14 protein-coding genes, 1 tRNA gene and 1 pseudogene are annotated in these 13009 nt (G+C 57.7%); 7 read left to right on the forward strand and 9 right to left on the reverse strand.

The annotated features are described in order from the left end of the window. Positions 1-35: 35 nt before the first annotated feature. A complete protein-coding gene (locus HU739_RS10655) occupies positions 36-971 on the forward strand; it encodes a LysR family transcriptional regulator (RefSeq protein WP_186548842.1) in 936 nt (311 codons plus the stop codon). Between the two features lie 3 nt (positions 972-974). Here HU739_RS10655 and HU739_RS10660 read toward each other — a convergent pair whose 3' ends face one another. From HU739_RS10660 to HU739_RS10685, 6 genes are all read right to left on the reverse strand, one after another. Beyond that, entirely contained in the window at positions 975-1340 is a 366-nt protein-coding gene (locus HU739_RS10660; protein WP_186548844.1) for a 5-carboxymethyl-2-hydroxymuconate Delta-isomerase, read from the reverse strand. A gap of 239 nt (positions 1341-1579) precedes the next feature. After that, on the reverse strand, positions 1580-2500 hold the full coding sequence (locus HU739_RS10665) for a LysR substrate-binding domain-containing protein (protein WP_186548845.1): 921 nt from the start codon (positions 2498-2500) through the stop codon (positions 1580-1582). Positions 2501-2586: 86 nt separating this feature from the next. Next, positions 2587-4683, reverse strand: coding sequence for a DUF6311 domain-containing protein (locus HU739_RS10670; protein ID WP_186548847.1), 2097 nt, complete (start codon positions 4681-4683; stop codon positions 2587-2589). After that, positions 4680-5066 (reverse strand): GtrA family protein, encoded by a 387-nt coding sequence (locus tag HU739_RS10675; protein WP_186548849.1) that lies wholly within the window; start codon positions 5064-5066, stop codon positions 4680-4682. The genes HU739_RS10670 and HU739_RS10675 overlap by 4 nt, the downstream gene beginning before the upstream one ends. Continuing rightward, complete coding sequence (locus HU739_RS10680; RefSeq protein WP_186548851.1) at positions 5063-5773, reverse strand: class I SAM-dependent methyltransferase; 711 nt, start codon at positions 5771-5773, stop codon at positions 5063-5065. Before HU739_RS10680 ends, HU739_RS10675 begins: the two co-directional genes overlap by 4 nt. A gap of 3 nt (positions 5774-5776) precedes the next feature. Beyond that, positions 5777-6742 (reverse strand): glycosyltransferase family 2 protein, encoded by a 966-nt coding sequence (locus tag HU739_RS10685; RefSeq protein WP_186548853.1) that lies wholly within the window; start codon positions 6740-6742, stop codon positions 5777-5779. A gap of 277 nt (positions 6743-7019) precedes the next feature. On the opposite strand from HU739_RS10685, the gene HU739_RS10690 reads away from it, so the two are divergent. From HU739_RS10690 to HU739_RS26725, 6 genes and pseudogenes are all read left to right on the forward strand, one after another. Next, positions 7020-7211, forward strand: coding sequence for a YegP family protein (locus HU739_RS10690; protein ID WP_186548855.1), 192 nt, complete (start codon positions 7020-7022; stop codon positions 7209-7211). A gap of 221 nt (positions 7212-7432) precedes the next feature. Beyond that, entirely contained in the window at positions 7433-8194 is a 762-nt protein-coding gene (locus HU739_RS10695) for a hypothetical protein (RefSeq protein WP_186548857.1), read from the forward strand. 347 nt (positions 8195-8541) lie between these two features. Next, a complete protein-coding gene (locus HU739_RS10700; RefSeq protein ID WP_186548860.1) occupies positions 8542-9087 on the forward strand; it encodes a PAAR domain-containing protein in 546 nt (181 codons plus the stop codon). Positions 9088-9097: 10 nt separating this feature from the next. Next, positions 9098-9881 (forward strand): annotated as a pseudogene (locus HU739_RS10705) (hypothetical protein). Next, positions 9866-10231, forward strand: coding sequence for a DUF7079 family protein (locus tag HU739_RS10710; protein ID WP_186548862.1), 366 nt, complete (start codon positions 9866-9868; stop codon positions 10229-10231). Before HU739_RS10705 ends, HU739_RS10710 begins: the two are co-directional and overlap by 16 nt. 230 nt (positions 10232-10461) lie before the next feature. Beyond that, positions 10462-11184 (forward strand): HNH endonuclease, encoded by a 723-nt coding sequence (locus HU739_RS26725; RefSeq protein ID WP_225922824.1) that lies wholly within the window; start codon positions 10462-10464, stop codon positions 11182-11184. Positions 11185-11330: 146 nt separating this feature from the next. On the opposite strand, the gene HU739_RS10720 is transcribed toward HU739_RS26725, so the two are convergent. From HU739_RS10720 to HU739_RS10730, 3 genes are all read right to left on the reverse strand, one after another. Next, positions 11331-11420: transfer RNA gene (locus HU739_RS10720), tRNA-Ser, on the reverse strand. An 83-nt stretch (positions 11421-11503) separates the two neighbouring features. After that, a complete protein-coding gene (purC, locus tag HU739_RS10725) occupies positions 11504-12217 on the reverse strand; it encodes a phosphoribosylaminoimidazolesuccinocarboxamide synthase (RefSeq protein ID WP_007963288.1) in 714 nt (237 codons plus the stop codon). A gap of 28 nt (positions 12218-12245) precedes the next feature. Further along, the gene (locus HU739_RS10730; RefSeq protein WP_186548864.1) at positions 12246-13007 is read right to left on the reverse strand and encodes an MBL fold metallo-hydrolase; all 762 of its coding nucleotides are present in this window, start codon (positions 13005-13007) and stop codon (positions 12246-12248) included. Positions 13008-13009: the final 2 nt, after the last annotated feature.

The raw sequence follows: 13009 nt of genomic DNA on the forward strand, positions 1-13009 counted from the left end.
GGTATCAGCGCAAGGAGCACAGCGAGACGGAACGGATGCTGAACAGTAACTTGCTTCGAAAGCTCGACATGCAGGACCTCATGGTGTTTATCGCCGTGTATGAGCAGAGCAGCGTCACCGATGTGTCGGAAACGCTGTTTGTCAGTCAGTCCACCGTCAGTTATTGCCTGAAGAAACTGCGCACCAGTTTCGAAGACGAACTGTTCATCAATACCCGCACCGGCATGCGCCCGACCTACAAGGCCAGCAGCATGTACAGCCATGTGCAGAAAATCCTCGAGAGCATCAACCTGTGCCACGCCGGGGCGCCGACATTTGACCCCACGCAACAGGCAGTCACCTTCAACATCTGCGCCCCGGAATATTTCGAGCAGTTGATCCTGCCGCGGTTGTTGAAGCGTTTCGACTTCGATGACTTGCCGGTGATGGTCAACGTGCACAAGTTTGAAACCGATGTGCCGGCGGATGAGTTGCGCGATGGCAGCCTCGATCTGGTGATCAGTTTCGGCCCTAACTTCCATCGTCACCACGCCGATCTGAAATCGCGCAGGCTGCTGGAAGATGATCTGGTCTGTGTCTTCGACAAACGCGCCACGCCGCTGGAACCACGCCTGAGCCTGCAAGCGTTCACCGAGCGTCGCCATGTGTTCCCGACGCCGTGGCTGTCGACCACCAACATGGTCGACGGCTGGCTGGCGCGGCAGGCGCAGAAACGCCAGATTGTTGCCCGCTCCAACAGTTACAGCGCCGCGTTGAAGATGATCACCGGCACTGACTTTATTCTCACCCTGCCGCGACGGATCCAGCGCTTGCTGACCAACGAGGCGGTGTTCAATCACTGCGAAGCGCCGAACGGCTTGCCGGGCTTTACCCTAGACATGCAGTGGAGCCAGAACGCCGATCAGGACAGCGCCAACGTCTGGCTGCGCGAGCAGGTGATCAAGGTGTGCAGCGAGCTGGAAGCGGCCTGAGCCTCAAACGCCGATTGCGGTTTTGCTGTAGGACTCGCGATCGATGTCGACCAGTTCGACACACAGTTGCACTTCAAGTCCGGCCGGCCATTCGCAGAGGTCCTGCAACACGGCAAGCAGACTCTGCGACAACTGTTTTTTGATCTGCGGCGAACGACCACTGAGCAGCGCCAGCTTCACGTGAATGAACGCACGCTCGCCCATGGCCGTGCCCACCTTGAAGGTCTCGACCTTGACCGCGCGGCTCTTGATATCGAATTCCGCCCCGAACTGACCGGACCCCACCAACGTGTTATTGAGCCGGATCAACGCAACGTCGGCGTTCAACTGCGGCAGATTGGCGGTGTATTCCATGTGCAGGTGTGGCATTGCAGATCTCCATTCAATGGGCAGAAAGGGTGTACATATAGCACAACGTTGTCCTGCTGTTTGCGACGGATTATTGCCGCGAGCCTGGCACCGTTCCTGTAGGAGTGCGCCCTGTGGCGAGGGGATTTATCCCCGTTGGGTCGCGCAGCGGCCCTAAAAAATCCGGGTCTGCTGCGCAGCCCAGCGGGGATAAATCCCCTCGCCACAGGGCGCACTCCTACAGGTAGTCGTGTTGAAATTCAGGACGCAATCAGCGGCCGTTCGCTCATAAAGGCTTCGAGGCGCGAACGCAGCCAGCGCTCGGCCGGGTCGCTGTCGACGTGACTGAGCCAGACCATCGACAGATCCAGCATGGGCGTCTTGAACGGAAACGACTCCTTGAACAGCAGCCCCGAAGCCGCCATCGCCGCGGCGGTGTAATCCGGCAGGCTGGCAATCAGGTCCGTGCCGGCCAGCAGCGCTGGCAATGCGCTGTATTGCGGCACCGACAACACCACCTGACGAGTTCGGCCCAGCTCTGCCAGCCACTCATCGGCGTAACCGCTGACGTTGGCCGTGTGGGAAACCAGCACATGCGGACGCGCACAATATTCATCGAGGGTCAGCGGGTGCTCGCTGGCGTCGGCACGCAGGATGCTCGGCTGGATGTGCCGCAGTAATTTGCGCTTGGCATTGGCCGGCAGGCCGCGGGTCTGGCTGATGCCGACGGTGATGTCACCGGCGGCGAGCAGGTCGGGAATTCGCCAGTAGTCGGCGTGCTGCACGACAAACACCACGTTCGGCGCCTCCTGACGCAACGCACGCAACAGCGGCGGCAGCAGGCCGAACTCGACGTCGTCGGACAGGCCGATGCGAAAGGTCATGGTGCTGACAGCCGGGTCGAAATCACGGGTCAGGCTCAGCGCGACCGAGAGCGAATCCAGCGCGGGCTTGAGGTGGCGGTAGATATCTTCGGCACGAGCCGTCGGCTCCATGCGATGGCCCACGCGGATGAACAGCGGATCATTAAGCATGGTGCGCAAGCGGTTGAGCGCTGAGCTGATGGTCGGCTGACCGAGAAACAGTTTCTCGGCCGCCCGGGTCACGTTGCGCTCCAGCATCAGGGTCTCGAAAACCACCATCAGGTTGATGTCGGCCTTGCGTAGTTCATTGCGGTTCATCCATTGCCCCCTGCTCCCCGGAATAGCCGCAGTGTAGAAAGGCTGCCGGGCTGGCGTCCATTAACCTTTACGCGCCCCGCTCGCGCTCATTGCACGGTCAGGGTCTTGATACCGATGCCCATGACGCGAGCATCATCGTTGGCCCCCAGACTGCGCGGGCTGGCGGCGTCAGGAAGCTGTATCTGGAGCCTCAGCGTAGCGTCCTGCGCCAGGGTTTGGCGGATCGCCGCGCTCAGGGGGATTTGCAGTCGATTGCCCTGAGCCTGGGTCAGGCGCGTCGACAGCACCTCAACGCCATCGATGCTGACGATGACACGTTGACTGAGGCCAGGAGGCAAGGCGAATGCCAGCGCTTCGATGACGATCGATTGCGTTTGCGGGGCAACGCGTAACGCAATGTGCGCCTCTGTCCCCTCGCTCCAGGTCCCCCAGGTCTCTGGAGCGCCCCAACCGCTGACCAATTGCCGACTCTTGCGATCGTACGTGTGCACCAGTCCCGGACGGCTCAGCACAAGGGAGGAAATCGCGCGACCTTCATCAGCCATCGGCAGACATCGCTCGCAGCGTTTCCAGCCCGGCGCGAGCACGACAAAATCGTCGACCCGAGTCAGCAAGTCGGTATCGCTGCGAAGGGTTTTGCTGGCGAGGTCGAGGGAGTCGTCGTCAAGGATGTACAGCGAGTCGGCCTCATACTGCCCGGACTCGAGACGACGCCGGGCCTCGCGCTGGGCTTCGGCGAGTGCCGAAGGGCTCACCCGTCCCATGTACACCGCATCGGTTTTCAATCGATGCCGCCCGGCGAAATCAGCGATGACCTGCCAGCGCTCTGCCTGGTTCTGCGGCGCCAGCACGCGAATATTCCGGTAGTGAGCGGCAGCGCTGGCCCAAAACGGATCGCGCATCGGACTGGCCCAGGCGGCGCTCGGCGGCAGCATTTTTGCCGCACGCAAACCGGCCCAGGCCAAGCGGGTGTCGAGCACTTGCGCGGTCAGCGCCATGGCCAGCAGGGCCATGGCAATGGCCGGCCGGTAGCCGCGGACCACCAGATAGATCAGCAACAGAACAATGCCGTAGAACACCGGCCAGAACATGCGCCCCGAGGCACGAAAAATACTCGCCAGGCCCTCGATGGTTTTGGGCAGCGGATAACTGAACGTGTGCAGGCCTACGCCGATCTGATTGGACAACGCAAACAGACTCAGCCCAAGCATCGCCAACAACAGCCATGGATAACTGCGCAGCAGCGCCTTGCCGTCGATGCGCGCGGAGAACAACGCCAACACCGCCAAGGGCAACAGCAGCAGCGCGCCGAGCCCCAGATAGTTGAAGCCCTCGTAGTCGCCGCCGGCCGTCTTGATGTCCGGTAAAAGGAGCGACCACCCATCGGCGTCGAACAATGCCAGCAGGTTCATCCGATACCAGCCGAAACCACCACCACCGGCGCCATCGACAATGCTGAAGTAACCCGCCTGCCAACAACACACGCTGACCAGCGCGAACAGACCGCCGAACTCGATCAGCCCCTGCCGTCGAGTCAATTTGGCGGCCGTGACTTTGCCCAACACATCGGCAACCCAGATCAGTGCGACCATCACCAACAAGTAAGCGTGCACCAGCGCTGTAGCCGACAGCAAGACGCCCCAGGCCAGACGCCGTCGCTGCAGGGACGGACGTAGCGCGAAGTACAGCGCGGCCAGAATCAGAAAATGCCCGGCCAGGGATAAATGCCCGCCGGTACGGACAAACATCGGAGGGGAAAATACCAACAGCCCTGCGCCCAGTAGGCGAAGCAGCGGGTTTGCCGTCATCAGACCGAGCAGTTTCCAGGCGAACCAGGCTTGCAGAACAAAACAGGCCAGCAGCCAGATGCCGAAATACTGGAACGTCTCAGGCAACCACTGGTTGAACGGTTTGAACAGCAGCGCCAATAACGGATTGGAGTCAGAAAAAATAATCGCGCTGCCCAATTCCATCCCATAGGAAGGATTGAGTCCAAGCGGGAACGTCCACGGTGAATGACGGAAAAATACCCACCCCAGATAATGCGTCGCCGGATCCCCTTCGGCGAGCCAGGCGATGTTTTGCGGATCCAGTGCGCGCGGGCCGATCACCAGGAGAAATGCCAGCGCTCCCAATAACAACGGCAAAATCGCCAGGGCTGGAGACTTGTTCCATTCCTTCATCGGTACGTCCAGAAGTTGTGCAGGACAAACGTGAATGCCGGGATGGTCAGCGCCACGGCGCCAATGCCCAACCCGTAGTGGAGGCCGGCCACCTGCGCGGCCCAGGCGACAAACATCGCCAACACAAAACCACATGCCGACACGGCGAGGAAACGCCAGAGGGTGCGGCCCTGCAATCGGGCGGAAAAGCTCCAGGTGGTGTTGATCACATACGACACCACCGTCGCCACAACAAAGGCCACGCCGTTGGCGAGGGGCGGCAGCGCGACAACAAAATTGATGAACAGCACGGCCACCAGTGCATGCAGGGCGGTGACGAACAAGCCGGTCACCGCGAAACGCAGACCACGCTGGATCAGAGCTGACTTTTCACTGGATGTCACGGTTTCTGCGCCAGCACAAAGACGCTCAGGCCGGCCAGACGATTCAGACTCAGCAACGGCAGCTCCACCCGGCAAAGCGTCTTCAGCGCCGCGTTCACCAACGGGTGATGGCGCTTGAGCTGCGAACGTGGCTCCGCTGCCTGCCGACCTTGCGGCAATAAGCGCAACGCCGCCGCCAAAGGAAACACCGCACCGAAATAATAGGCACCGCGCCGCACCGTCAGCCCGGCGTCACGGGCCAGTGTTTCGAATTGCGCCAGGGTGTAGCGACGCTTGTGCTCAAGGAAGTCATCGTGACCGCTCCACAGAAACTGGAACGCCGGCACGGTCATGAGAAAACGACTGCCCGACGGCACTTTGTCGACGTAAGCCTTGAGCAGACCGAGGTCATCATCGACATGCTCCAACACGTCCATCAGCAGCACCAGGTCGGCGTCGATGGCATCGATCCCGCGACGGTAATGCACGGGTTTGCCCGCGGTGGTAGCGCTGGAGTCGGCGGGATAACTGATGTCCACACACCACGCTTCCTGCGCATCGGTATGGGTCAGCAGATGGTGGGAGAAAAACCCCGACCCGGCACCGACATCAAGAATGCGCCTGATCGGCTCATCGCCCAGCAACCGTCGGGTGGCGGCGGCCTTGGAGCAGTAATACCAATGCTCGTCGATGCTGCCGCCGAGGATGTCGGTTTCCTTGAGATCCATGTTTCAGTCCTTCGGGTCATAGACGCGACGCACCAGAAAAACCGGCCGGCGTTTGGATTCGATATACGTACGGCCCAGGTATTCGCCGAGGATGCCAATGCCGATCAATTGCAGGCCGCCGAGAAAGGTCACGGCAACCATCAGCGAGGCGTACCCCGGCATGTCGACCCCATGAATCAGCGTGCGCAGCACAATGAACATGGCGAAGGCAAAGGACACCAGCGACACCGCGGCGCCCACATAGGTCCAGATCCGCAGCGGTTCGGTGCTGAAACTGGTGATGCCTTCCAGCGCGAAGTTCCACAAGCGCCAGCCGTTGAACTTGCTGTGCCCCGCCACGCGCTCGGGGCGCTCGTAATCGACGTGAGTGGTGCGGAAGCCGACCCAGGCAAACAGGCCTTTCATGAAGCGTCGCGACTCGGGCAAGGTCAGCAGAGCATCAACCACGCAGCGGTCCATCAGACGAAAATCGCCGACGTTTTCGGGCAATGGCTGTTCGGCAATGCGGTTGTGCAGGCGATAGAACCAGTGCGCCGACGTCTGCTTGGCCCAGGTATCGCTGTGGCGGCTGATGCGATGGCCGAGTACGACTTCATAGCCCTCACGCCAGCGCTCGATCATCTGCAGGATGACTTCGGGCGGATCCTGCAGGTCGGCGTCGATCGGCACCACGACCTGCCCGGTCGCCATCTGCAAACCGGCGGACAACGCTGCTTCCTTGCCGAAGTTGCGACTCAAATCGACGATGCGCAGGCGCGAATCGCGGCGCTGATGCTCAAGCAAACGCTCGAGGGTGGCATCGGTGCTGCCGTCGTTGATAAACACCAATTCAAGATCGATCAGCGCTTGCGCCGCAAAGACCTGATCGATGCGCGCGAGAAACCGGTCGAGGCTGTCCTCCTCGTTAAAAACCGGGACAACCAGTGACAACGCCACCCGAGCGGCCTGCTGCGTTCCATGCTCAGTCAAAGGAGTGCTCTTCTTATAGTGTTTATCGGTCGCCGATCACTTGCCGACGCCATGAGCCGTCCCGTATTAAGCAGTAGCGTCCTCTCGGTTGCAAGCGCCGGACGGCGTCATATTGGCCAATCCAGAGGTCAATCCACGCACTCTGGAATGCGCCCTTCAGAAACATTCGCGAACGATTGGAAACAAATCCTCGATAGCCAAAAAACCTCGCTCGGCTAGTCTTGCGTCGGTGCACCACACAGGCTGTTGCACCGACAAATCGCAGGGAGCGAACCGAATGTATTTCGAGATTTACCGACAATCCAGAGGCACCCCAAGCACCGGCAAAGGCCAATGGCGCTGGCGGCTACGAGCAGGCAATCACGAGACCCTCGCCAGCGGCGAATCTTATGTGAACAAGGCTGACTGTTTGCACGTGATCGGGTTGATCAAGGCTGTGCAGGGGGAGACGCCGATAAAGGAGATCTAAGCGCAAACGTGCTGCCTATCAATGTAGGCAGCACTCGGATATCGCGTTCCGCACCCCGCCAGGTTTTCAATCGACCAAGATACGACTTTACCCAGACCGTTGCAGATGGATAATGGCTACCTGCCACAAATCACCGATCCCTGACGCCAGGGATTTCGTCTCATCGGCCCGACAGTCACCCTCATGGATACGTGATCAGGCTACGAAAGGAGTTCGTAACGTTGACCCTCCCCCAAGATCTTTCAGCTCCTGTCTCCCGGACACAGAAACTCACTTCCCTTATAACGCGAGGCATGGCCGGGCTGGCTGTTTTACTCAGCGGCATGTGGGCACTGATCACCTACGCCGTGCCAGACCCGAGCGTCTTTGGCTTCAGCTTCATCAGTTGGAAAAATGTCGTCTTGCTCGTCAGCACCTTCATGTTTCTGGGCGCTGTGTCGATCGGATGGCAAATTCGCAATTTCACGCCCCTGATTAGAGGAAGCCTGCAGTTTCTGATCATTGCCGGTATTTCATTCGGTTTTTTTATTCTCGGCACGGAATACGCCAAACCCTCATTCGAATTCGCGAAACTGCAGTCAAAAATCGTGGAGAACGAGGGCAGCAACCTGCTCGGCAAGCGAATGGAAGTCTTGGACAACGTCCGCATTGAGCTGGATGGCTGTGAAAATATCGGCCGGTTGCCAACGTGTACGTTCGAGCTGACGAACCTGAACGTCGATCGCAGTTTCCGCTTCGACGAAAGCACCCGCCTCTTCGACGAATCGGGTGGCCCGCTAAAGTTCGAATCAATTCGAGTCGGCCAGGTTGAAGACCGCGCGTGGCTGCGGTTCCAGCTGATCCGCAACGTTCCGACGCGGGTCACGCTGATCTTTCAGCAAAGCAACAGCAAGCTGACCAAGGCTCCCGCCGTCAAGCTTGTATTCAACGATCTGAATGATGAAACCCTCACCCTCAAATTCAGCGAGATCGATCTGCGTTGATCGCTGTGGGCGCTGGCTACGTCAGCGCCCGGTTGGCTGACGAGACAACGAATACGAAAAAGCCCCGTAGATTTTCATCTACGGGGCTTTTTCTATGTATGGCGGAGAGATAGGGATTCGAACCCCATCGATCCAACCCGCGAGCCGTCAGACGCCAATAACCTATCTGGCATTGAACGGCACTGGTTGGCGTCAGTCCCCATTTTTGCCCCAAGTATTTATCAGGGCGAGTAGCCCTGGCTCATTTTCACGCCCATTCCTTGGACACAACCTCGCATCTCCGCAAGCCACTCTTCAAAGGAAGTTTGATACAGTCATCCCGTTATTTCACTGACAGGGAGTCAATCATGGCAAAGCCAGCAGCGCGCATCACCGACCCAACCAGTTGTCCCATCCCTGGACACGGACCGAAAGCTATCGCGTCCGGATCTCCTAATGTGTTTTTCGACGGTCTTGCAGCCGCTCGCAAAGATGATAAGTGCACCTGCGGTAGTGCGTTAACCTCGGCAGTGTCTTCCACAGTGTTTATTAACGGCCAAAATGCTGCGCTAGTCGGCACTGTCGGTAACCATGGAGACGTCGTGATCGGCGGCTCGGGTACGGTCATTATCGGAAGCTCACATACCCCAGCCCCCTTTATTCCGCCTACGCCCATGGTCCTCCACGGGAACTGGATCGGCTTTAGAATACCTGCGAAAGAAAGCTATCAAGGGCTTGCCTGTACGGCACACTTTGACGATGGCTCCTCCATGCCCGGCGTCTTTGACGCAAACAACTCGGTCAAATTCACCAACCCCACCGGAAAAACGTGCCATACCTTGGCATTCGCCCATCACGAAAATACATGCACAACCGCAGGTATTGACGGGCTGCTGAATGACATCTTGGGATAAGGATATTCTTGTGACGGAACCAAACCTGGTAACTGGAAGTTATATCGTCAAAAGTGAACATACGCTCGAGCGCTCTCCCCTTGAGATGGCCGTCGCTGGCATGGAAGGGGCAGCCAGTCGCTTCGCAACTGATGCCATTAAAGATGAACGTGTCCGCGCTAACTACGAGCGCAATATTCGACGAATGTCTCAACAAATATTTGCCGATGTGAAAGCCGGTAATATCAGCGTTGAAGATGCGACCAGGTTCAGCAACGAAATGCGCAATAAAATTATGTTCGAACACCGCAAGATGACCTCTGCACAGGGCTTGGCCATCGCGGAAAAAAAGAAAAAAAACGGCCGAACATACAACGAGATTCTGAACGAAAAAATCGCAAGCTCAATTCAAAAAGAACTACGACCAGCTTTCAAAAGCGCAACAGAAAGAGGTCTTGTACAGAGCTCTGGAACGATCAGGCAGCGCTAACGCCAAGTTCACCGCTGGAACCAAAATCATGTCTGTCATGGGCAAGGTTGGTATTGTCCTGACAGCGGTATTGGCTACATATCAGATACTGAATGCAGACGACAAGGCCAAGGAAACGGCTCGTCAAGCCACGATTCTGGGTGGAGGTGCAGCGGGTGGATTTCTGGCAGGTTTGGGGGTATCCGCTATCTGTGGGCCAGGAGCTCCGGCCTGCGCCATAGCAGTTGTTCTAATTGGAAGCATCGCCGGTGGCATTGCCGGCGGGGTTGCGGCTGACACGTTCGACGCAGAGTTAGAGGAGCTGGCCCATTGGGATATATTCTAACTGACGCGGATCGAGCACGTATCCAAATTGCGCTGGCAGAAGCCTTCGTGGACAGTACTGTTGACTATGCCTCCATTGCAGAGCGAATCCGAGGCTTTGACCCAAAGGTTGTTGAGGACATCCTGTACTCTGAGGTCGCGCCTGTATGTTTCAGCAACCTTGAAACCCCCGTCCCGCCAGTTTGGAGTGGTTTTCAGGATGAATGGCTACTAAAGGAAATCGCCGAAGAACTTAAAGCGCGGAAAGCCAGCTGGCTAGGCCGTAGCTTCCATCTGTTAAAGGTCACATGGCTACGCTACAGCTATGGTTACATTTGGAAGGAGCTTGCGAAATCCCTCAAGCCTCAGTAGTCCCCCTTGGGGGACCAACCTGAGCTGGCACAGCCTGGCTTGCGCTTGACGTCGCCACCCGGTAGCAGCGATCCCACTTTAATGCCACTTAAGTGGGAAACGCAGGGTGAACGTCATGCGGAACTCGGTCAACTCACCACACGGCATCCTGTTCCTCTTGGCGTCCCAATGACAGTTTCAGCCAAGTTTTCTTAGGTGGAAATACGACCCTCGTTCCCAGAGAGCATTTTATGTCCCGCAACTTTGTTTCAGAAGCAGATGCTGCAATTGCGCTGGATCTCGCACAACGAGTGGAAAGCGGTCACTTACGGCGCGCGGCGGCATTCAATCTTTTAACAACCATTCACCAGTTCGCGCCGCACACTGCCAACGCTTACTTAAATTGCTATCCGCACCTACGACGCGGTACACCTTGGAAAGCAACCGTAGCTGTACATGCTGTCCGAGCGATATTAGAAACTGTCGCATCTGTCGGGGCGAATAATTTGCTCACTGCCCTGCAATCCGTAAAAGGACATTTGGACTACTTTGCTGGTCGCGGAAAAAATCTCATCGCCTTACAAGCTCTGCTCCAAGAGTTCCAAATGCGGCTTGCAGTTTCGGCACAAATTTCCCACTCCGACCTCGATCTTGAAAGTCGAGTACGTAAAGCATCTGCAGATGATGCGGTCCTTCGACGCCAGAGGTTGGCTGTCGCAATCACAAAGCCGAAACGAACCGTACGTATCGTGCATGACTATTACCGTAATGCTGATGTCATTGTGGAGGTTCTGAATAGGGCTCAAGGTGCATGCGAAGGCTGCGGTGAGCCAGCGCCCTTCAATCGGCGATCAAATGGCACCGCTTACCTTGAGGTGCACCACATAGTTCGCTTGGCGGATGACGGTAATGACACAGTCGAGAACGCAATTGCCCTCTGTCCGAACTGTCACAGACGCAAGCATTTCGGTTGACTGAACGATGAGGCCAGCCAAGTGCTTTGAAAGCGCAAAGAGTACGTAATTGGCATATGTCCTACAAACGTCCTCAACAAAACGCCAGAAACGAAAAAGCCCCCGTAATCAGCAATGATTACGGGGGCTTCGTCTTGTTTCAATAATGGCGGAGAGATAGGGATTCGAACCCTAGGTACCGGTGAAGGTACAACGGATTTCGAATCCGTCCCATTCGGCCACTCTGGCATCTCTCCAACGGCGCGCATCATAACAACACTTCTACCGAAAGCAAACCCTCTTTCGAAAATTTCTTCGTGCTATCAGATGCTTGCGTCGATTAAAGCGGTACACCCAGACGATTGGCGACTTCTTCGTAGGCTTCAATGACGTCACCGAGGCCTTGGCGGAAGCGGTCCTTGTCCATTTTCTTCTTGGTGTCCTTGTCCCACAGACGGCAGCCGTCCGGGCTGAACTCGTCACCCAGGACGATGGAGCCGTCGCTGAACACGCCGAATTCAAGCTTGAAGTCGACCAGCAGCAGGCCGGCGTCGTCGAACAGTTTGCTCAGGACTTCGTTAACCTTGAGCGACAGTTCTTTCATGCGTGCCAGTTGTTCGGCGGTGCCCCAGCCGAATGCCACGACGTGGGATTCGTTGATGAACGGGTCGCCCTTGGCGTCGTCCTTGAGGAACAGTTCGAAGGTGTACGGATTGAGCTTCATGCCCTCCTCGACGCCCAGACGCTTGACCAGGCTGCCGGCGGCGTAGTTACGCACGACGCATTCAACCGGGATCATGTCGAGCTTCTTCACCAGGCATTCGTTGTCGCCGAGCAGTTTGTCGAACTGGGTCGGAATGCCGGCCGCTTCGAGCTTTTGCATGATGAAGGCGTTGAACTTGTTGTTCACCATACCTTTGCGATCGAGCTGTTCGATGCGCTTGCCGTCGAACGCCGAGGTGTCGTTGCGAAACAGCAGGATCAAGCGGTCAGCGTCGTCGGTCTTGTAAACCGATTTGGCTTTGCCGCGGTAGAGTTCTTCACGTTTTTCCATGATGGGCTCCGCTTGCTAAGTAGGTGGGCTAGGCGATGTGGCGCCAGTCGAGCCCTGAATCTTGATCGGCCAGTTGCAGCCAGTCCGGGTCGCACCCGAGGGTGTCGACAAAACATTGCCGGGCCAGCTGCGGCAGGTTGTTCTTGCTGCTCAGATGGGCCAGGACCAGGTGTTGCAGCCCCTGCCAGCCCAACTCGGCCACCAGGAATGCCGCCTGATGGTTGTTCAAATGTCCCAGCTCGCCGCCCACCCGCTGCTTGAGAAAGTACGGATAGTGCCCGCGCGCCAGCATGTCGCGACAATGGTTGGACTCGATCATCAACGCATCGAGGTCCCGATAACCGTCCAGCACCCGCTCGCAGTAGGACCCCAGATCGGTCAGCAGGCCGAAGCGCCGCTGTTCATGATCGCTGAAGACATACTGGGTCGGTTCCTGCGCATCATGGGCCACGGCAATGACCCCGATGTTCAGTGCGCCGATCTGCAGTTGCTCGCCGCCGGCCAGCAAGCCTGCGGGTTCAATCGGTTTGCGCATCCCGCGCAGTGTGCCGCGACTGAGGTAGACCGGCAGATTGTAGCGCCGAGACAGCAAACCCACGCCATGCACGTGGTCGGCATGTTCGTGGGTTACGAGTATCGCGCTCAGTTGCGCCGGGTGCACACCCAAGCGCAGCAGGCGTTTTTCGGTTTCCCGCAGGGAAAAACCACAATCCACCAGCACATACGTATCAGCACTGGCGATCAGCGTGCCGTTCCCTTGGCTACCGCTGCCGAGAACGGCAAAACGCATGG

The sequence above is a fragment of the Pseudomonas hamedanensis genome (assembly GCF_014268595.2).
GTDB classification, from domain to species: Bacteria; Pseudomonadota; Gammaproteobacteria; order Pseudomonadales; family Pseudomonadaceae; genus Aquipseudomonas; species Aquipseudomonas hamedanensis.